Genomic DNA, 19,725 nt, shown 5'->3' with positions numbered 1-19,725 from the left:
GCATGTCGACCGCGCCGTCTCCCGCACCGGGCACCACCAGACGGGCCCTTGCGGCGGTGTATGCCGCCGGCGCCGGGTCCGCCGTCGGGACCCAGATGACGACGCTCGCGCTGCCGTGGCTGGTGCTGGAGAGCACCGGCTCGGCACCGCGGGCGGGTCTGGTCTTCGCCGTGTCGGTGCTCCCCATGGCGGTGCTCGGATTCGCGGGCGGTGAGGTCATCCAACGGTACGGCGCACGCCGAACCATGGTGGTCATCGACTTCGCGCAGTTCGTGGCCATCGGTTCGATACCTGCGCTGGCCGCGGTGGGCCTGCTCAGCTTTCCCCTGCTCCTGACGATCGTCGCGGTGATCGGCGTACTCGGAGTGCCCTACTTCGCCGCGCAACGTGACCTGGCCACCGAACTCGCCGGTCCGGACCCGAAGGCGCTGATGCGGGCGAACAGCGTGCTGGAAGGGTGCTTCAACATCGCCGCGTTGGCCGGCCCGGCCATAGCGGGCGTGCTGATCGCGACACTCGGCGCGGAGAAGGTGTTGTTGTTCGACGCCGTGACCTCGGCGGTGTCGGGTCTGTTGTTGTGGTGGTCTGTCCCGCGTTCGCGGCGGACGGAGCCGGCGACGTCGGCACCGCAGGAGCGGCAGACCCCGGACCACTCGGGAATCCTGGCCGGGGTACGCGCATTGCTCCGGGACGACTTCCTGCGACGGGTGATGGTCACGACCGTCAGCTTCGGCTTCCTCATGCGGGTCCTGATGCTCGCGCTGCCGCTGCTGGCGTTCGCCCGCTTCGCCGGCGATGCCAGGGTTGGTGGGCTGCTGCTCTCCGGCTTCGGTGCCGGCGCGGTCGCCGGGGCGGCCGTCAGCTATCTGATCGGCAGCCGGTTGTCCCCGACGATGGTCTTCGGGCTGGCCGCCTTCCAGCTTGTCCTGCCCTGGTGGGTGCTGCTGTTCGACGTGCCGGTGCCGGTCCTGGTCGCCGCGCTCGCGGTGTCCGGTGCGGCGCTTCCGTTGTCCAACGCTCCGTTCTTCAGCATCCTGGCCACCCGGTTCGCGGCGGACATCCGAGCGAAGGTGATCCAGGCGGTCATGACCATCAGCAACATCGCCGGCCCGCTGGGCTTTCTGGCCGGCGGGATGGCGATCGGCCGCTTCGGCGTGACGACGACCCTGCTCGTCCTCGCGGCCCTGTCCACCCTCGCTGCGGTCAACCTGGTGGTGGCACTGCGGCACTTCGATCCGGTGACGCTGACCAGCCCGCAGCCCGAGCCTGTGGCGGCAGCTGCTCGGTAGCCCGCTCGGGCCCAGTGCCCGCGAACCAAGGTTGTTTCCTTGCGGAACGGTTCACCCGACATACGTGAAGGATGTGATGTCCGGGCCGACGTCGGCCCGGACATCACCGGGTGATGACGCGGAGGAAGCGCCCTGGTGCCTGGTCCTCCGACGACGATCGCGCGGGCGTAGCTTCAGCCATGCGCTGATGGGCGCGGTTGCAGGTTCGCAACCGCGCCCATCAGGGTGGCCGGTGGGGTGCCGGCCGGGCTCGCAGTCTGTCGGGTCGAGCACTCCTCAGGCCAGCGTCGACGGGGTTTCCGTCTCGATCGCCGCGACGGCCAGCAGCCGACCGCTGGCGGAGTCCCGCAGTTCCAGGTCGGCGATCTCGGAGAGCGGGTCGGTGACGTTCTGCCACCTCCGGGCGGTGACGGTGAAGAGCGAGCCCAGGTCGGCGTTGCCGAAGAAGCCCACCTTCTGATCGATCACCCGCCGCTGGAGGAACTGCCGCTCGGTGCGGCCGAGCCCACGCCACAGACGCATCAGCGCCGTGTCGAAGATCGAGAAGTAGGAGGCGAAGTAGACCAGACCGGCGCCGTTGATGTCCCGCACGGCGTCCAGTGCGTACTCGAAGGACAGCTCGCCCCCGGCGACCGCGAATCCCGGCGGGGCCGGGGTGAGGAAGCTGCCCGCACCGCGGGCGCGGCCGACGAGCGTACGCGGTGAGAACTGATTGGGCAGTCGCGGCAGGTCGGCGTTGTCGAAACCAGCGGGGATGGTTTCGGAGAGAACCCGGTTGCTGCCCGGATTGCCGCGCGCGATCCACCGGTTGAGCGTCTCCGCGTACATGCACTCCGGGTCCGGCGTCTCGTAGACCTCCGCCGGATCGAGGAACGCGGTGCCGAGGCCGGAGCCGGCAGGCGCGAGCCGGTGCAACGTCAGAACCGAGCCGCCGCCGAACTGGAAGACCCTCGACGTCACCTCAAGCTCGTCACCGAAGGCCAGGCCGTGCGGATGAACGACCTTCCCGCCCCGGACCCGGTAGTAGTAGAACGAAAGGTAGGTCGGTTGGCCTTCGGCGGTACGGGCGGCGTGCACGTTGGTGCGGCAGGTCTCGGCCACCGATTCCCACGTCCAGTCGCCGATCCGCCCGAAGATCAGAGAGCCGCCGCTGCACATTCCCGGCGCGACGATCACCTTCCGGTGAAGGGCTGTGTTGTCGGGCATCATCTCAGCGCTCCAGTCGTGAGTGGTTCCGGTGCGTTGCGGACGCGCCACTGGTGTACCGCCGCGAGGAACGCGTCGTTGTCCGAGGGCGAACCGAGCGACACCCGGACGCCCTCCCCGTCGAAGACCCGCAGCTCGATTCCGACCCGGGCACACCAACTGCCGAACGGGCCCGCGTTCTCGCCGAGCCGGAGCCACAGGAAGTTGGCCTGGCTGGCCGGGACCGCGAAGCCGTCGGCCAGCAGGGCAGCCCGCACCCGGGTCCGCTCGGCGATCGTCTGCCGGACCCGCGTCAGGAGCACGTCCTCAAGGGCGAGGGCGGCGACCGCCGCATGCTGGGCCGGCGCGCTCACCGCAAAGGGCAGCGTCATCTCGCGCAGCGACGCCACGATGCGCGCGGCGCCGATGAGATAGCCGACCCGGAGCCCGGCCAGGCCGTACGCCTTCGAGAACGTGCGCAGGACCACCAGGTTGGGATACCTGTCGTACAACGCGAGACCGCCGGTTCCCATCGGCTCGTCGACGTACTCGAAGTACGCCTCGTCGAGGGCGACCAGGCAGGTCGGCGGGACGCGATCGAGGAACGCGCGCAGCCGGTCCAGGCCGAGCAGCGTACCCGTGGGGTTGTTGGGGTTGCAGATGACGACCAGCCGGGTCGTGGCGGTGATGCGATCGGCCATGGCGGCGAGGTCGTGCACGTCGTCGGCGAGTGGCACCCGCTCCGAGTGGACCCCCAGATGGCCGGCGAGGATCGGGTAGTACTCGAAGGAACGCCAGGCGTAGACGGCCGTCGTACCCGGCCCGGCGAGCTGGAACACCGCCTGGAGCAACGCACAGGATCCGGCGCCGACGGCCACCCGATCCGGTTCGACACCGTGCCGCCGGGCGAGCGCCACGGTCAGGTCGGTACACGCCGGGTCGGGATAGCGGTTGACGTCCCGGCTGCTCGCCGCGACCGCGGCGACGATGTCCGGCAACGGGCCGTGCGGTGACTCGTTGCGCGACAGGGCCCGGGTGACGGCATGGGACGTTCCGGCGGTCGGCCCCGCGGCCTCACGCACGACAGCGCTCCGCGACCAGCTCGGCGATATCGCCAACCGTCGCGAGTTCCAGCAGTTCGTAGTCGGAGACGTGGATGTCCAGCCGCTTGCTGAGCAGGTCCGACAGCTCGACCACGGCGAGGGAGTCGAGGCCAACCTCGACGCGATCGGCCGTGGCCACGACGTCCTCGGTCCGCATCTGCAGATCCTCGACCAGGATGGTCTTGAGTTGGTCAAACATGGCTCGCCGTCCGTTCAAGCTGACCCGTGGACCCGGCACGCAACGCGAGCGCCACGTCCTCGATGAGGTCCTCCTGCCCGGCCACTGCCTGTAGGCGGCCCAGTTCGAAGAAGACGTCGCGCGGGTCGACGCCCTCGCGGGCGGCGACGTCCAGCACCCGGTTCTTGAAGCCGGAGAACACTCCGGCGAGACCACTCACCACGCCGATCGAGTCGATGGTGGGCGGCGCGGGCATCAGCTCCCGCTCGGCGATGTCCGCCGCGTCCAACAGCCGATAGAGATCGATGCCGGTGTCATAGCCCAGCCGTTCGAGCACGGGCACGAGAACTTCCAGCTGCGTGTTGCCGGCCCCCGCGCCGAACCCCCGGGCGCAGGCATCCAGGATGGTGGCGCCCGCCTCGGCGGCGGCGATGGAGTTCGCCACCGCCATACCGAGATTGTTGTGCCCGTGGAACATCACCGGCACGCTGACGGCGGACCGGATGGCCGCGATCCGCGTGCTCACGTCCTGCGGCAGATAGTGGCCGGAGGAATCGAGGATGCCGACGCCTGTCGCACCGAACTCGACGAGCCGCGCGCACTCCTCGGCCAGGCGCTCCGGACTGGCCATATGGCTCATCAGCAGCACGCCGTGTGCGTCGACGCCCGCGTCGCGCAGCAGCCCGAGGTGCCGTTCGGCCAGGTCGCCCTCGGTGCAGTGGGTGCCGATACGGACGAGGTCGACGTCGTACGAGACGGCCAGCCGGATGCTCTCGGTCGTGCCCCAGCCCGGCAGCATGAAGACGCCGAGCTTGGTGGTGGTCAACGCATCCCGGACCACCGACAGCATCGCCTCGTCGCTGAGCAGGGCTCGGCCGGCTTGCAGGGACGAGGCGCCCAGGCCGTTGCCGTGTCCCACCTCGACGACGGGTACCCGGGCAGCGTCGGCGGCGGCAGCGTACGCCCGAAGTTGCTCCCGCCCGAGCTGGTGGCGGACGGCGTGGTGCCCGTCGCGCAGCGTCGGGTCGTGGATCAGGATGGGTTGTCTCGGCGAACTTTCGGCAGCTTGCTGGCTCATGACACGACCTCCATGGCCTCGATCGGTCGGCGTTGCGCCGCCCAACGCTCGGCGACCCGGATCGCAGCCGAGTTGATGATGTCGAGGTTGCCCGCGTAGGCGGGTATCTGGTCGCCTGCGGAGGTCACCTCCACGGCGATGAACGCCTTGTTGTCGTTCACGATGCAACTCGTCACCCGGTAGCCGGTGGCGAACGCACGGACGTCGGCGGCGGCGGACGCCACGAGCGGGTGCACCGACTCGTGGGTCAGGCCCTCGCCGACCAGCGACATGGCCACCCTGAAGGTCGCCGGAGGACGAGCCGGGCTGACGTTGAGGATGGCCTTCACGTCCCCGACGCCGGTGAACTCGCGGAGCGCGTCCTGAGTGGTCTCCACGTACTCATCGAGGTTCAGCCTGGTCCCGCGGCCGACGCTGAGCGTCGCGGCGGTCGCGACCACCTCCACGTAGTCGATGCGGTGCGCTCGGGTGATCGCTCGTACGATCGGCACCGATGCCTGCCCACCGCAACTCACCATGTTCAGGTCGCGGTGAGCGGCGGCCTCCGCGCCGTTGACTGTGGGGACGACCATGCGCCCGATCCGGCTGGGTGTGAGGTCGATCAGCAGCGTGCCGAGCGGTGCCAGCGCCTCGGCGTGCTCGGCGTGCGAGCCGGCGTTGGTGGCGTCGAAGACCACGTCGAGCGGTTCGTCGAGGTCGGCAAGTGACGACAGACCCCGGCTGGCGGCCGGCAGCCCCAGCCGAGCGGCCCGCTTGAGGCCCGGGCTGTCGGCCGTCCGGCCAGCGACGAGGCGAAGGTCCAGTGCAGCGGACCGCTCGACCTTCACCGCCAGGTCGACGCCGATGAGCCCGGCGCCGAGCACTCCAGCTGACAGCCGTCGTTCTGAATTCATCGAGGAGATCGCCTTCCTATCCGCGTCGGGACTATGTGTTGGTGACGTGCAGAGTGACCGATCCCAGATGATCGAATTCGGCGGTGTAGGTGTCACCGGGGCTCAACGGGACCGCGGCGTGCAGGGCGCCGGTCATGATCAACTGGCCGGCCTCCAACGTGACGCCACTGTCGCCCAGCAGGTTCGCCAGCAGCGCCACCACCGCCACCGGGTTGCCCAGGGCGTCGGCGCCCTGACCGGACGCGACCAACTCCCCGTTGCGACGGAAGGCCATTCGCACGAGCCGGTAGTCCAGCTCCGCGCTGACCGGGATCGAGCGTCCCAGCACGGCCGCGCCGTTCGAGGCGAGGTCGGCGATCGTGTCGCCCAGCCGGATGCGCCAATCCGTGATCCGGGAGTCGACGATCTCGAGACCGGCGATGACCTCTCCGATCGCCGCGTGGGCCTGCTCCACGGTGACGCCAGGACCGGTCAACGGCCTCGCCAGCCGAAAGACGATCTCGGCTTCCACCTTCGGCGAGATGAACTCGCCGCGAGCGAAGCACGCACCGTCCGCGCGGACGGTCGAGGCGAACACCGGGCCGTAGTCCGGGGCGTGGACCCCGAACATCTCCTGCATCGAGGCGGAGGTGAGCCCGGCCTTGTAGCCGATCACCCGTTCGCCGTCGGCGATCAGCAGTTCGGTCAGCCGACGCTGCACGGCGTATCCGCCGGCCGCGTCGAGCGTGGGGCAGGCGTCGGTGAACGGAGCGATCGGCACGCGGTTGCTCCGCGCCTCGTACAGGGCCATGGCCATGCGCTCGGCGTCGTGCTCCGCCATCGTCGCTGCTCCGCCGCTCCGGCTCATCGCGTGGCCACGAAGAGGCGGCTGCCGGGCATTCCCAGGGCGGTGCTGGCCACCTCGGAGAAACCGGCCTGCCGGAAGAGTTCGCACCACCGGTCCTCGGTCGGCAGCCGTACGCCCATCGAGCTCTCGTGCAGGTAACTGAAGAGGGCGCTGAAGGCGCGTTCGCCCGGCGTGTCCACGTACGGCACCGCGTCGGTGACCACCAGGCAGCCGCCGTCGGCGAGGTGCTCGCGGCAGGCCCGCAGGACGCCTGCGAAGACCTCGGGATGCTGAGCGACATCGTGCATGACGAAGCCGGCATGGATGATGTCCGCGCCGTCGAGTGGAGCGGGGTCGTCGACGAGCGTCTCGACGGACCGGTTGACCACCGTGAGCCGATCGTCCACCTGGGCGTGGCGGCCGGCGCGTTCGGCCTCCTCGCACGCTCCCGGGCTGAGGTCCAGGGCCACGCCGGTGCTGGTGGGCAGCTCGGTCAGCAGCCGGATCAGCAGCGCGCCCGCGCCGGAGCCGAGATCGACGATGTGTCGGGGCTTGCGGCTGATGATCTCGGACAGCACTCCGGGATAGAAACCGCGCGAGCCGATCCAGCGGGACGACACCGCCACTCGTCTGCCGTCGCGCTGGTACTGGCGGCCGGCCGCGTCCGGCTCACGCAGAAACCGCTCCGCGTGATCGATGTACGGCCGGTTCGCGCTGAGCGACCAGGAGAGGTAGCCCGCCTCGTACCGCCGGTCCGCGAGCTCCGCGCAGGGCGTGAACGGCCCGGTCTCGGCGTCGCGCTCCAGCAGCCCGGCGGCGGACATGGCGCGCAGGAAGAGGAGAGCGCGAGCTTCGGGAACGCCGGTCGCGGTCGTTGCCTCGGCCAGCGTGAACGGCGTCCCGCGATCGAGTAGCGGCGAAAGTCCCAGATTCTCGGCGATCTCCAGAAGAGTGGCGTTCGCCGCAAGGTCTGCGGCGATGTCACTGACGTCAGAACTAATCACTGGTTCACCCACGTCCTGCTGATTCGGCGATTTGTCGGTACCGACCCTTGCTTTTCCGATTCGTGTCCGTCCAGGTGGGAGGGCCGGCGATGAGGTGACGGCCTCCATCAACCGCTCCTTCCGTAACGGCGGCAATCGACGTTCTCGGCACGGATCCACAACGGTTGTCAATGTGCCACGGAAACACGGATCGCCTGCAGAGAAGAGTCGGCAGACATACGGGAAGGCTGCCGCCACCGGCCGGCCGCCGGAGCAGCCGGCCGTCGCCCGACGGGCAGGACGACCGGCGCTGACGCGACGATGCACGTCGATGCTCCGCTATCAGGCTGCGCCGACGGCCGACAGCGAGTCGACAGCGAGTCGACAGCGACCTGTTAGTTCGTCGCGGAACCATCCGGCCAGGACATTCCGACGCCACGCCACGCCTCGGCGTGACGACGAAGGAGGCGTGATGGGCGAACCGATGTGGGTCAACGTCATGGCGACCGACCCCGTGCTGGAGGCGGGCGTGACGAGCGCGATGCTCGGGTGCCCGGACATCGTGGTGGTGACAACGCGGGAGAGGGCGGCGGTCACGGTCCTGGTGGTCGACCATCTGGGCCAGGACGCGCTGGATTCGGTGCGGGCCGTCCGCACTGGCGCGGACCGGCCCGAGGTGGTGCTCGTCGTGCCCGAGGTGGAGCCGGCTGACGCGCTGCGAGCCATCGCGGCGGGTGCGCGCGGCCTGCTTCGGCGCCGGGAGGCGACCGCCGAGCGGCTCACCCGCACCGTGCTGGCCGCCGGTGAGGGGGACTGCACGGTCTCGCCGGACATGCTCGACCGGTTGCTCGCCGCGCCGGCGGTTCCGGCCGGCACCCTGGCGTCGAACATCACCGACCGCGAGCGCGCGGTGCTGCGGCTGATCGCCGAGGGCCGGGAGACCGGTGAGATCGCCAAGGAGCTGTGCTACTCGACGCGAACGGTGACCAGTGTCGTGCATGACATCACGCGACGATTCCGGCTGCGCAACCGGGCCCACGCGGTGGCCTTCGCCCTGCGGGCCGGGATGTTGTGAACGGCGAACAGGAGAAGATAATGATGGCATCGACTGCACACGTGGTGGCCCCGAACGCGACCATCCGGGCCGAGGTGCTGGCTGCGCTGCGGCGTGCCGGCGTCACACCCGTGCCCGACCCGTACGAATCACCGGACACCGTCATCCTCACGGCGGTCGACACGGTGCATGAGGCGCTGACGGCCTGCCCGGCGCGGCCGCGGTCCACGGCGCAGCGGACGCTGCTGGTCGCCGACCGCTTCTCACCGACGGACGTGGTACGCGTACTGCGTTCGGGGACTCTGGTGATGCTCCGCTTCGCCGACGTCACACCGAGCCGACTGGCCGCTGCGGTGCAGGCCGCCCGGGACGGGGAGGTCCGGCTGCCGCACGAGGTGCTGGTCGGGGTGCTCGGTGGCACCGGTACGCCGAACCAGGCCGAAACGTCCTGGACGGCCGGCCGGTCACCGCTGACGCCCCGTCAGACGAGGGTGCTCGCGTTGATGGCCGAGGGCCAGGACAACGCGATGATCGCCCGGTCGCTGCTGTGTTCCAACCACACGGTGAAGAACGTCATCTACGACATGATGGCGCGGTTGCAGGTTCGCAACCGCGCCCACGCCGTGGCCTGTGGGGTAGCGGCCGGGTTGATCTGAGCCCGTCGTGCGTGGGTGCACACCGGCGTGCAGCCACGGACGACGTGTCACTCGGGTGCGGTTGGTCGTTTCGACGGCCGGCAGCCGACCAGCGGAGGCTGCGCGGGCGAGGCGACCGTGCCGTCGTCACCACTCGGCTGGCCGACGGCGGTCAGCGGCCGGCATCCGGTCACCGATGACCCGCAACAGATCGGCCGGCTCGGTCGCATAGCTCAATCCGGATCCGGGCAGCTGCACCAGATCGGTGTCGCCGTACGCCGACCAGCCGGCCACCACCTCCGCCTCGATGCCCTGGTCCAGCCACCGAATCGCGGTCAGCGGACAGCGCAGCGGCGCCGGGTGGGGCACTTGATAGGCCCGCAACGCGGCCAGTTCGGCCCGGAGCGCCCGTGCGCCGGCCGCGACGATCGACGGCAGCGGGATGGTGCCCATGGCCACTGCGGTCGCCAGCACCCGCTCGGTCAGTTCGTCGTCGGTCGGTTCGGTGTGCGCCTCGCCGGCATAGCGGCTGAAGAACTGGGGTGCGGGACAGCCCGAGATGAACAGGCGCAGCGGTGCCGGCGCGCCCTGCCGGTCCAGCTCGACCGCGACCTGGTAGCCGAGCAGCGCGGCACCCTCGTGGCCGAACAACGCGAACTTCTCGACCCCTCGGCGCCTGAGGTCCGCCACGAGCTCCGCGGCCCGCTCCGGCAACCCTGGAGGGGGCTGGGCCGCAGACCGCGTTCCCGGTGCTTCGCCGCCCAGGTCGCCCACGACCGGCGGGCGGACAACGCACCACGGGCCGACGGTGTCGGGCCATCGGTCGAACTGGAAGTCACCGTTACCGGCGCTGGGTATGCAGATCAGCGTTGCGGTGCCGACATGCGGAGCGGTCCGCTGGTCCAACCATGAGGCCATGAGGAGGGTCGCCTTCGTTGACGGAGAGTAGGCAATTCTTGCCCAACCGTCGTCCCGGGCACCTCCACACCGCTATCACCGATCGGGTAGGCAGCCGCCGGCGAGGAAAGCGTCGTGATGGGGAGCCGAAAACGGCCGGCCATAGCTTCGTTCCTGTCGGCGGCAGCCGGCACAAGAACCGAAGCAGACAAGGGGTACTGAGTTGCTGGTTTCAACGGTTTCCGGTCCGCGCCTGATCGTCTCGTCGGCCACGTCGGTGGTCGCTGTTGCCGGCGACACGCCGTGGGGCTGATCAGTCTCTCCCGGGCAGGCCGACGGAGGGCCGCCGCAGCGGTGTCCCTCCGTCGGTCAGGTGCCACCTTCCTCACGAAGTCGGAAATGGTTCGGCCATCGCCACGGCTATCTTGCGTGGCCCGGTGAACGGCTCACGGGCGTGAGCCGCAAGCATGTTGTCGACGATCAGTACGTCGTCGCGCTCCCAGTCGAAGCGGCGCTGGGCGGCTCGGTAACAGTCGCGCAGGTGCGCCACGACCTCGTCGGGGATTCGCCCGCCGTCGCCGTAGTACGTGTTGGTGGGCAGGTCCGCCTCGTCGAACATCTCCCGCAGCCCCTCGCAGTCCTCCTCGGGCAGCGTGGTCACGTGGAAGAACGTGAGGTGGTTGAACCAGACGGTCTCGCCGGTCACCGGGTGCTGGTGCACCGCCCGGCGGCGGGCTGTCGTACGCAGGCCGTTGCGCCCGACCCACCGGACCTCCGCACCGCTACTCGCGCAGTAGCGCTCGACCTCCGCCCGGTCGGTGGTGTTGAACGCCTGCTGCCACGGCACCCCGAAGCCCTCGGTGAAGTTGCGTACCACCGTCCAGCCGCGCCGGGTGAATTCCTCCAGCACGCTCGGATCGATCGACTGTAGGATCCGGCGGGTGTCGGCCAGCGGCGTGGCACCCTGCGTGTCGGGCGGGGTGATGCAGTAGAAGAACAGCGTCAGCGGCCAGGTCGCCTGGTACGAGTTCTCGTTGTGCAGGAAGATCTCCTCGGTCGGTGGGTAGTCCGTCGAGGTGTAGACCTGGCCCTCGATGGTGCTACGCGGTGACGACCGCTCGGCGTAGGACAGCGGCGCACCGGACACCGCCCGGACGACCCGTTCGAACCCGCTGACGCTGCCGATGTCGAAGCCGCGCAGCAGGACCGCGCCGTGGGTGTGCAGCTGCCGACGGACCGAGTCCCGGATCCCGTCGATCTGACTCTCGGCCGGTACGCCACTGCTGGGCGCGGTCAGCACAGCGGGCAGTATCGACTCATCGCTTGATACCACGGGTATGTGGCGTACGGGCGTGACGTTGCTCGTGGTCACCGTCGGCTCCCTTCATTGCATCTGGTGGTCGGGTCGGATCAACAGGGCTCCGGGTCGCCGGCTCCGACGTGTCGGCCGGATCCCTGGCGGCACACGTCGAGCCAGGCGGCCGGGTCGTCGGGGTTGTCCGGGACGCGTTCGCAGATGACGTAGCGCCGTGGTGTCATCGCCGTCGGATACGCCTTCACCGCTGCCAGGCAAGCGGCGTGCGCCTGTTCGGGGGTGCGGATGGCCTCGGTCCGCGCCAGATGAGCGACCAACGGCAGGCCGTCCACCTCCGCGAAGATCCTGGCACCGGTCGACGGCAGGCTGTCGTCGAGCAACCGTTGCACCTCGGCCACCTCGATCCAGCAGCCGTCCACGAGCAGCCAGCCGGGGCCCCGCTGTACCGGGCTGAGCGGGATCGAGTCGCGGATCCCTCGGGCGCCGAGGTCAGCGGACCCGGCGGCGATCAACAGGTTCTCGACCGCCAGGAGCAGCGATTCGACCTCGTCGTCGGGGATACGGCCGGTGTCGCTGCTCCAACAGCCGAGACGCAACTGTCCGTCGGTGCCGTAGAGATCGAAGCGGATCAGCGTGGTCCCGGCGGGCATCGGCTGCCGCCGCAGCTGCGTCGCGCGTCGCGCGGCGACCAGTTCATCCGGCGTGGGTACCGGTGCCGTGAACCGTCCCGCCGCCCGACCGGACTCGATGACAAGGTTGTTGAACAGCGGTTCGCAATCGAATACGACGCCGCGCTCGTGCTCGATGCGGCGTGCGATGGCACTCTGCCGGTCCACGTCGTAACGGCCGTGCCGGCTCGCGTCGACCACAGCAGCCCACGCCTGCCGGACCAGCCGGTCGAAGGTGGTGTCACTGATCGTGAGCGTGATCGACGCGAGCTGCGCGAGGCTGCCGACGTGCTGCCGAAGGTGCGGCTCGAAACGATTGGCCGACAGGGTGGGGAGCACGAGTTCCCGTACGCCGGTCCGGTGCGAGAGCACCGCGCCGATCGCCGCCAGCACGACGCTGGCGCGACTCGTCCTGGTGCGCGCCGTCACCGCTCGCAACGCCATCCCGGCTGCGGTGGAGGTCATCTCGACGGAGACCGACCCGGTGCCGGCGGCGACCCGCGGGACCGGGTACAGGCACTGCGGGATGCGGGCGAACCGGTCCTTCCAGTAGCTCAGCACCGATTCCTCGTGCCGCAGGGCCTTGGGCGAACGTTCCAGGGCGGCCAGGTCCAACGGCTGGATTGGTGGTCCGCCGGCCGGTCGTGCATCGCGGTCACGGATCAGGTCCGCGAACTCCCGCTTGATGATCTCCATGGCCTGATAGTCGACCGCGAGATGCGAGCAGCCGATCACCGCGGCCTGCACCACCCCGGCGGAGCTGGTGGACGCGTCACCGGACGACACCGCGAGGGCGACCCGGACCGGCAGTTCGCCGATGCGGTACGCCCCCGCGGCGCGCAACCGCCGGGTAAGGTCTCTGGCCAGGCTGGCCCGGTCGACGAGTTGTGGGTCAGCGGCCTCGATTGCGTAAACCTCGACGACAAGCTCGCCGGTGGCGTGCACGAACTGCTGCGGTTCGAAGCCGTCCACGTAGGTCGTACGTAGTCCTTCGTGCCGCTCGATCAGGACCGCGAGTACTCGGGCGACGTCATCGACCACGGTCGCGGCCGGAATGTCGAGTTCCCCCGCGACGGCCGCGAAGAACTGCTCCGACTCACGACGCAGCCACTGCAGAATGTTGTACTGGCCGATGTTGAGGGGCCCCTCGGCCGATCGCGTTCCGTGGAACCGCACGGTCACCGGTGGCCGTGGGACCAGGTTCACCGATCGCCCCCGACGCCGGGGCGCGCGGGTTCCGGCTGCCTGGTGGGTCCGCGTCGTCCGGGTGCTCGGCGCGGCACTGTCGATGTGCCCTGGTGAGACCATGTGCGCCAGGCTATTGAGCGCTGCACGCCGCGCAGTAGAGAAGGACCGGCAGCGACTCGGGGCTGGGTCCTGTGCGTTGTTCTGCCGGTTGTTCTCTGCGTGTGCCGGCCCTGGCGGGCCATCATCGACCTGCGTCCATCATGTGTGCGCCGGCCAGGTCTGCCGGGTGGGTCTGCGTTTCGTCCACTCGGCCGGCTCATCCGGCAGGTCGCCGACCGCTGGGTGGATGACGACGCACTCGATTGTGGGAGGCTCGAATGAGCGTATCGATCCGTCAGCGGATCACCGCTATCGCGGAGATGTCAGCCGATCGGCCTGCGGTCGTCGGCTTCGACGAGAACTTCGTCGAGCAGGTGCTGACGTGGCGGGAGTTGGCCGAGCGGAGCGGCCGGCGGGCGGACGCACTGGTGGACGCCGCCGCCCGGGAGACCGGTCCGGGCGTGGTCGCGATCGAGGCGAACAACACGATCCAGTCGGTGGTCGACATCGTGGCCGTCCTCTCCGCGGAACTGCCACTGCTGCCGCTGAACCCGGCCTCACCCGTACCCGAGCGGGAAAAGCTCCTCAACTTCATCGGTCAGACGTACGGACGGGCCCAACTCATCGACGCCGAGGCCGACGCCGACGCCGACGCGGGACGACCGGCGCGGTCGCCGGCGGCGATGGCCAGCCGGATCGCCTACCTGCTGCCCACCGGCGGCAGCTCCGGCCGGCCGAAGATCGCGATTCGGCCCGGACCACTCGGCTACGATCCGCACCAGGTGCCGTTGCCCCTGCGCCGTCGCGCCGGCTGGCGGGCCGGTCAGCGGCAACTGATTCTCGGCCCGCTGCACCACGCGGCCCCGTTCACCACGCTGCTGGACGGGCTCCTCGACGGCAACACCACAATTCTGCCGCCGTACTTCCTGCCGGGGTGGACGGTGGAGCTGGTCGAGCGTTACGCCGTGGAATGGATCCAGCTGACCCCGGCACACATGCGCACGATCCTGATGCTCCGCCAGCCCGACCCGGCGTCCTTCGCCAGCGTGCGTACGGTGATGCACACGGCTGCGTCGTGCGACTCGTTCACCAAGAAGCGGTGGATCGAGATGGTCGGGCCGCAACACCTGTACGAGGTGTACAGCTCGACCGAGAACATCGGCGGCACCCTGGTGCGGGGGGACGAATGGCAACAGCGGCCGGGCACGGTGGGCCGGGGATTCTTCACGAAGATCAGCATCAGGGACGACGCCGGGAACCGGCTCGGCCCGGGACAGACCGGCAAGGTGTTCATGCGCGCCGGTCGGGTCTCCAGAGGAGACGCCTACCTCGGCAGTCAGGTGCTCGAAACGACGGCCGACGGTTTCGCCAGCGTCGGCGACTTCGGATGGCTCGACGCGGATGGCTATCTGTTCCTCGCCCCCCGTCGGCACGACGTGATCAACGTGGGCGGTGAGAAGGTCTACCCCAACGAGGTCGAGGCGCAGTTGCTGGAACACCCCGCGGTGCTGGACGCCGTGGTGGTGGCGGCCGAGGACCAGGTGCTGGGCTCTACGGTCGGCGCCTACGTCGTGTGCAGACCGGGAGCCTCGGTCAGTACCGGTGAGCTGATGGCGCACTGCCGGGCTGGTCTGGTCAACTACAAGGTGCCGACGCGGATCACGTTCGTCGATCAGGTGCCGCGCTCGGCCGCCGGGAAGCTCGAACGGTGGCGGCTGGCCGGCCAGCGGGGCTGAGTCTCCACCTCGCCGGCCGGCTCGTTCTTGTTGCTCTGTGTCGTCAGCCGGCCGGCGGCCCGGCGCAGCGCGCCCAGCTCGTCGATGGAACGTGAGTGCCAAGGGTTGTTCTCCTGCATCGCGAACGCGTTCGCGGCCTGCACGAAGAAGTGTTCCGCGGTATCGAACTCACCCCGGCCCCGGTACACCCGGCCGAGGCCGAACAGGGCGTGTGCATGAACATTCCGCTCCTGCGTCATCCGGCAGATTTCGACCGCCTCGCTGAAGTGAATCTCGGCATCGGTGAACCCGTTCTGCTCCAACACGGCCCCGCCGAGGCCGATCAGGGCGTAGGACTGGCCGATACGGTCGTCCTGTGCCCGAGCCAGATCCAGCGCCGACTGGAAGACAGCCTTCGCAGCCAGCGACTGCTTTGAGTCGGCAAACACCTCACCGAGCCGGTACAACGCCTGGGCCTGAAGGCGCCGGTTACCCAGCTGTTCACCCAGTGCGAGCGACTCTTTCGCCAGGATCTCGGCCCGCTCGGGGGCCCCGAGATCAAGGTGGCTACGCGCGAGTCCACTCAGTACGTGGGCCTGTGCGCCCAGGTCGTCGACTGCCCGGAACTTCTCCAACGCCTGCCCGTAACGCAGCACCGCCATGTCGGGTCGACCCTGGATCCGGTCCAGGTGCGCCAGGTTGCGCAGCGTCAACGCCACCCCGGCCTGATCGCCGACCGCATCGAACAAGCTCATCGCGTGCAGCAGGTTCTCGCAATCGTCCTCGGCGTGTTGGGCTACGCCCAGCGAGCCGAGTGACGCCAACACGGCGGCCTTGCCCCGGCGATTGCCGGCCCTGCTGGTGGCCTCCAGCGCGATGTTGTGAGTCGTACGCCATTCGGCGAACAGGCCGCGCCTTTCATACATGGCAACCGATACGGTGGCCAACTCCCAGCACAGTTCGTCCAGCCCCAGCTCTGCCGCCTGGCGGATCGCCACCTCCAGCGTGATGCGCTCCTCGTCGAACCATGCGGTGGGATCGCCGAGGAAGCGGTCGAATTCGGCACGTGCGCCGGCCCATCGGGGTGCCGAGCCGTGCAGAACCGCGAATCGCCCCCCGTAGATTCGATGATGAGCCTCCTCGGCGAAGGCGAGCAGGGCACCGAGCGATCGGGTGACGGCCGCTATACAGGTCTCCCGGTCGTCCTGCGTCAGCCGGTGCTCGCTCGCAAAAACCCGCACCAGCTCGTGGAATCGGTATCGGGGTTGCTTGGTGAGCGCGGAAAGGTGGGCCTCCAGCAGCCGGACGTCCACGAGCTCGTCGAGGAGCGCCGTGGCCCGCCTCGAATCGCAGTCCAGCAGAGCCGCCGCGGTCCAGGCGCTGAACTCGTGTAGCTCCAATGCACTGAGCAGCCAGAACAAGGTCTGCGCCGGTACGGTGAGGGACTCGTACACGTCAGCGAGCAGCGAGCGGACCGCGACGTCACCGTGGGACAGTTCGTCCAGCCGAGACCGTTCGTCGCGCAGTCGGTCCAGCAGGGTGCCAACGGCCCAGTGCGGGTGCGCAGCCAGTCGGACCCCGGCGATCCGCACGGCCAGGGGCAGGCCACCGCACATCTCGGTCAGCGCCGCTGCGGCCTCGGGCGCCGCGGCGACCCGCTGCTCTCCGCAGATCTGGCCGAGCAGGGTAAGGCTCTCGTCGGCCGACATCATGTCGACGTCGACGGCTCGGGCGCCCGGGATACCGGCGAGCCGGCGGCGACTGGTAATCAGCACCGCCGGGCCTGGCACGCCGGGGAGCAGGTCGGCGATCTGGTCCTCGTTGCCCACATCGTCCAGCACGATCAACAGCCGCCGCGTCGCGAGCTGGCTCCGTAGTAGGTTGATCCGCTGGCCGGGTGCGACCGGGATCGCCGCCGGGGCGACGCCGAGTCCGTGCAGGAGGTCGCTCAGTACGGCTTCGGTCGAGCGTGGCTGCGTGGTGCTCCCGTAGAGGCAGGCGTACAGGCTGCCGTTGACGAACTTGGCGCGCAACAGGTGCGCGACGTGCAGGGCCAGCGAGGTCTTTCCACAGCCCGGCGCGCCGGTGATGACCGCGATCGGCACCTGTTTGGTGTCCTCGCTGGTCAGCGTGGCGGTCAGGGTTCCGATCAGCGCCGCATGGCCGACGAAGTCCGGCAGATCTGCGGGCAACTCCTGCGGACGGTGCACGCTCGTGGCGGTCTCGGTTCGCCTGTCGTCCACTTCGCCGCTGATGCTGCTGTCCTGGCTGAGGATCGCGCGTTCCAGCTTGCGCAGGTACTGGCTTGGCTCGATGCCGAGCTCGCCCACCAGGTTGGTGCGGGCCGTACGGTACGTCGCCAGCGCTTCTGCCTGCCGTCCTGACCGATACAGCGCGAGCATCCGGAACCCCCACAGGCGTTCCCGCAGGGGGTGGTCTGTGGTCAACTCGACCAGTTCCTCGACCAGTTCCCGATGACCGCCCAGGCCCAGACGGATCTCGGCGCGGTCCTCCAGCGCCATGATCCGCCGCTCCTCCAGACGGTGGGAGACGACTTCGGCGGCTCGGCCGGGCACTCCGCCCAACGCCGGTCCGGACCAGATGTCGATCGCGCGGTCCAGGTGCGTCAGCGCCTCGTCCAGCCGGCCTTTGGCTGCGGCGGACCGGCCCCGGGCGAGAGCGTCGTCGAACATGAGGTAGTCGAGCTGCTGACGGTCGACCCGGATGGAGTACCCGAGTGGGCTGGTGTCGATGATCTCCGGACTGCCGAGAGCCCGGCGCAACGCGGAGATGCAGATCTGGATCTGACCACGCGCGCTGGTCGGCGGGGAATCGTCCCAAACTGCGCCGATCAGCCTTTCCACGGTCACGACATGGTTGGCGGCCATCAGCAAATTGGCCAGCACTATACGTTGCCGCGGGGAGGTTATCGGCACGGGGGAACCATCGACCACGGCTTCCAATGTTCCGAGAACCCGGAACTCGACTCGCACCATGTCGGCCAGCATACGGTATCACGTAACGACGATCATCGATCACGCTTGTTCCGGAAGTTCGGGCGGCAACCGGGCGTACTCGAGCGGGGCCGCGGAGCAGGGATGCCGCGAGTAACCTCAATTCGTCGGGAGGCGGCTTGACCGGTTACAGATCGTCTTACTGATGACCTGTGACGGACGAAACCCCGGTAAATTATGAACGACAGTTTGGTCGCTCGATGTCGTGAGGATCCGGCATGTCGTGTGGTTCCGGCTTGATCGGTTTGTCCGACCCGCGGGATGAGGCAGCGCTGCTTCGGTCCCGGAGCCCACCGGACCTGTCGCTCACCGCCGCCTGATGGGCGCAGTCTGTTCGGCGACGGGGTAGCCGGGCAGGGCCGAGGCCAGAGTCGCGACGGTCGGCCAGTCGAACAAGGCCCGCTCCGGCAGCTGCCGGTCCAGGGCGACGCACAACCTGACCACGGCCTGCGTCGCGAGCACCGAGTGGCCGCCGAGATCGAAGAAGTTGTCGTGTCGCCCGACCTCGTCGAGATTCAGTACCTCGGCCCACACCTCGGCGATGACCCGCTCCGTAGTAGTGCTTGGCCTGTCCTCTTCGACGAGCGACGACTGTGCATAGTTGATCTCGTTCATCGTCCATTACCCCCTGGCCGGCGACAATATGGCGTCGAATAGCGAACAGTCGCAGGTTCGCCACCCTCGGGAGAATTGTGGTTCGCTCGGCCGGCGCGGGCAAGGATAGGCGGCAAGAAGCAACGGCAGGCAACCACTTCCGGAACTTCTGCCGATTCTTCTCTGGGGCCACTCAAGCTTCCGTGGCACATTGGCGACTGTTGTCAATCCGCGCCGACGGCTCGGATTGCCGCCGTTACCAAAGGAGCGGTTGATGGTTGGCTTGGCAGAGCTCGCATCCACCCTGCTGGGACATTCGGCCGTGCGTGATGCCCGGGCGACGACGATCCGCCACGACGATCGGGACGTCACGATCGGCGTGGTCGAGTTTTCCCAGTACGTAAGCGGGCCGGAGCTTCGTGGCTACGTGTGGGACCGGCTCGGTGCGGGCTGTGGATTGGACGGTGTGCTGCTCGTCGACGCCATGCCGCTCGCCGGCAACACACTCGACACCGAATACGTCCGGTCCGCCGTCATCGCCGGCACGTGCACCCTGTTCGAAGGTCCGGTCGACGGCGTCGAAGAGCGGCTCCTGTCGATCTGGGCCAGCACCATGAACCTCAAGTGGATCGGCGTGCACGACGACTTTCTGGACCTCGGCGGCGACTCGATTGTTGCGGTCGAGGTCCTTGCGAAGATCGAGGATGAGTTCGGCAGGGCGCTGGACGTCTACGACTTCATGAGCACCTACCACATCCGCGGCGTCGCCGGCCTTCTGAGCGAACCTCGGGTACTGCAGCAGCAGTAGTTGAGTAGGCGAGCCGCAGCAAGTCCCCGCGTGTGCGGGTATGGGTTGGCCTGCGGGTTGGCGGGAGGCGCTATTCGGTGAAAGCGGTATGCCACTGAGACATATTCATGTCTCAGTGGCATGCCGAGTGGTGATGGTCCGCGTCGGTCGAATGAGGTGATCTCAGCAAGGTCCGGCGGCTGAGTGGGGATGATGCGGGCGTA

Annotated in this window: 17 protein-coding genes; 5 read left to right on the top strand and 12 right to left on the bottom strand. The window is 68.8% G+C overall.

Annotated elements, in window-relative coordinates; translation table 11 throughout:
* Positions 1-2 precede the first annotated feature (2 nt).
* The gene (locus ACGFIQ_RS27240) at positions 3-1,289 is read left to right on the top strand and encodes an MFS transporter (protein ID WP_393248301.1); all 1,287 of its coding nucleotides are present in this window, start codon (positions 3-5) and stop codon (positions 1,287-1,289) included.
* A 276-nt stretch (positions 1,290-1,565) separates the two neighbouring features.
* Here the strand turns inward: ACGFIQ_RS27240 and ACGFIQ_RS27235 are convergent, their stop codons facing one another.
* Genes ACGFIQ_RS27235 through ACGFIQ_RS27205 form a run of 7 tightly spaced genes read right to left on the bottom strand, consistent with a single transcriptional unit; the run spans position 1,566 to position 7,664 of the window.
* Complete coding sequence (locus ACGFIQ_RS27235; protein ID WP_393248299.1) at positions 1,566-2,495, bottom strand: LnmK family bifunctional acyltransferase/decarboxylase; 930 nt, start codon at positions 2,493-2,495, stop codon at positions 1,566-1,568.
* Positions 2,495-3,556: a histidinol-phosphate transaminase gene (locus ACGFIQ_RS27230; RefSeq protein WP_393248297.1), complete on the bottom strand. Its 1,062-nt coding sequence runs from the start codon at positions 3,554-3,556 to the stop codon at positions 2,495-2,497. The genes ACGFIQ_RS27235 and ACGFIQ_RS27230 overlap by 1 nt, the downstream gene beginning before the upstream one ends.
* A complete protein-coding gene (locus ACGFIQ_RS27225) occupies positions 3,549-3,776 on the bottom strand; it encodes an acyl carrier protein (protein WP_393248295.1) in 228 nt (75 codons plus the stop codon). Before ACGFIQ_RS27225 ends, ACGFIQ_RS27230 begins: the two co-directional genes overlap by 8 nt.
* Positions 3,769-4,833, bottom strand: coding sequence for a 4-hydroxy-2-oxovalerate aldolase (gene dmpG, locus ACGFIQ_RS27220; RefSeq protein WP_393248293.1), 1,065 nt, complete (start codon positions 4,831-4,833; stop codon positions 3,769-3,771). Before dmpG ends, ACGFIQ_RS27225 begins: the two co-directional genes overlap by 8 nt.
* The gene (locus tag ACGFIQ_RS27215) at positions 4,830-5,726 is read right to left on the bottom strand and encodes an acetaldehyde dehydrogenase (acetylating) (RefSeq protein ID WP_393248291.1); all 897 of its coding nucleotides are present in this window, start codon (positions 5,724-5,726) and stop codon (positions 4,830-4,832) included. Before ACGFIQ_RS27215 ends, dmpG begins: the two co-directional genes overlap by 4 nt.
* Positions 5,727-5,757: 31 nt before the next feature.
* Positions 5,758-6,546, bottom strand: a complete 789-nt coding sequence (locus ACGFIQ_RS27210; RefSeq protein WP_393248289.1) for a 2-keto-4-pentenoate hydratase — start codon at positions 6,544-6,546, stop codon at positions 5,758-5,760.
* 23 nt (positions 6,547-6,569) lie between these two features.
* Positions 6,570-7,664, bottom strand: coding sequence for a class I SAM-dependent methyltransferase (locus tag ACGFIQ_RS27205; RefSeq protein ID WP_393248287.1), 1,095 nt, complete (start codon positions 7,662-7,664; stop codon positions 6,570-6,572).
* Between the two features lie 343 nt (positions 7,665-8,007).
* Between ACGFIQ_RS27205 and ACGFIQ_RS27200 the strand changes: the two genes are divergently transcribed.
* Together ACGFIQ_RS27200 and ACGFIQ_RS27195 are read left to right on the top strand one after the other, a co-directional pair.
* Positions 8,008-8,610: a response regulator transcription factor gene (locus ACGFIQ_RS27200; protein WP_393248285.1), complete on the top strand. Its 603-nt coding sequence runs from the start codon at positions 8,008-8,010 to the stop codon at positions 8,608-8,610.
* Positions 8,611-8,630: 20 nt separating this feature from the next.
* Entirely contained in the window at positions 8,631-9,245 is a 615-nt protein-coding gene (locus tag ACGFIQ_RS27195; RefSeq protein WP_393248283.1) for a LuxR C-terminal-related transcriptional regulator, read from the top strand.
* A gap of 126 nt (positions 9,246-9,371) precedes the next feature.
* On the opposite strand, the gene ACGFIQ_RS27190 is transcribed toward ACGFIQ_RS27195, so the two are convergent.
* From ACGFIQ_RS27190 to ACGFIQ_RS27180, 3 genes are all read right to left on the bottom strand, one after another.
* The gene (locus ACGFIQ_RS27190) at positions 9,372-10,142 is read right to left on the bottom strand and encodes a thioesterase II family protein (RefSeq protein WP_393248281.1); all 771 of its coding nucleotides are present in this window, start codon (positions 10,140-10,142) and stop codon (positions 9,372-9,374) included.
* A gap of 364 nt (positions 10,143-10,506) precedes the next feature.
* On the bottom strand, positions 10,507-11,460 hold the full coding sequence (locus tag ACGFIQ_RS27185) for a TauD/TfdA family dioxygenase (RefSeq protein ID WP_393248431.1): 954 nt from the start codon (positions 11,458-11,460) through the stop codon (positions 10,507-10,509).
* A 71-nt stretch (positions 11,461-11,531) separates the two neighbouring features.
* Entirely contained in the window at positions 11,532-13,310 is a 1,779-nt protein-coding gene (locus ACGFIQ_RS27180; protein WP_393248279.1) for a condensation domain-containing protein, read from the bottom strand.
* 359 nt (positions 13,311-13,669) lie between these two features.
* Between ACGFIQ_RS27180 and ACGFIQ_RS27175 the strand changes: the two genes are divergently transcribed.
* The gene (locus tag ACGFIQ_RS27175) at positions 13,670-15,127 is read left to right on the top strand and encodes a class I adenylate-forming enzyme family protein (protein WP_393248277.1); all 1,458 of its coding nucleotides are present in this window, start codon (positions 13,670-13,672) and stop codon (positions 15,125-15,127) included.
* Here the strand turns inward: ACGFIQ_RS27175 and ACGFIQ_RS27170 are convergent.
* Both ACGFIQ_RS27170 and ACGFIQ_RS27165 read right to left on the bottom strand, forming a co-directional pair.
* Positions 15,064-18,102, bottom strand: a complete 3,039-nt coding sequence (locus tag ACGFIQ_RS27170; protein WP_393248275.1) for a BTAD domain-containing putative transcriptional regulator — start codon at positions 18,100-18,102, stop codon at positions 15,064-15,066. The two genes, ACGFIQ_RS27175 and ACGFIQ_RS27170, sit on opposite strands and share 64 nt — an antisense overlap.
* Positions 18,103-18,426: 324 nt before the next feature.
* Complete coding sequence (locus ACGFIQ_RS27165) at positions 18,427-18,735, bottom strand: phosphopantetheine-binding protein (protein WP_393248273.1); 309 nt, start codon at positions 18,733-18,735, stop codon at positions 18,427-18,429.
* A 253-nt stretch (positions 18,736-18,988) separates the two neighbouring features.
* On the opposite strand from ACGFIQ_RS27165, the gene ACGFIQ_RS27160 reads away from it, so the two are divergent.
* The gene (locus ACGFIQ_RS27160) at positions 18,989-19,522 is read left to right on the top strand and encodes a phosphopantetheine-binding protein (RefSeq protein ID WP_393248271.1); all 534 of its coding nucleotides are present in this window, start codon (positions 18,989-18,991) and stop codon (positions 19,520-19,522) included.
* Positions 19,523-19,725 lie beyond the last annotated feature (203 nt).

The sequence above is a fragment of the Micromonospora sp. NPDC048898 genome (assembly GCF_043198035.1).
In the GTDB taxonomy this organism is placed as follows: domain Bacteria; phylum Actinomycetota; class Actinomycetes; order Mycobacteriales; family Micromonosporaceae; genus Micromonospora.
This window is presented reverse-complemented; position numbering and strand designations above follow the sequence as displayed.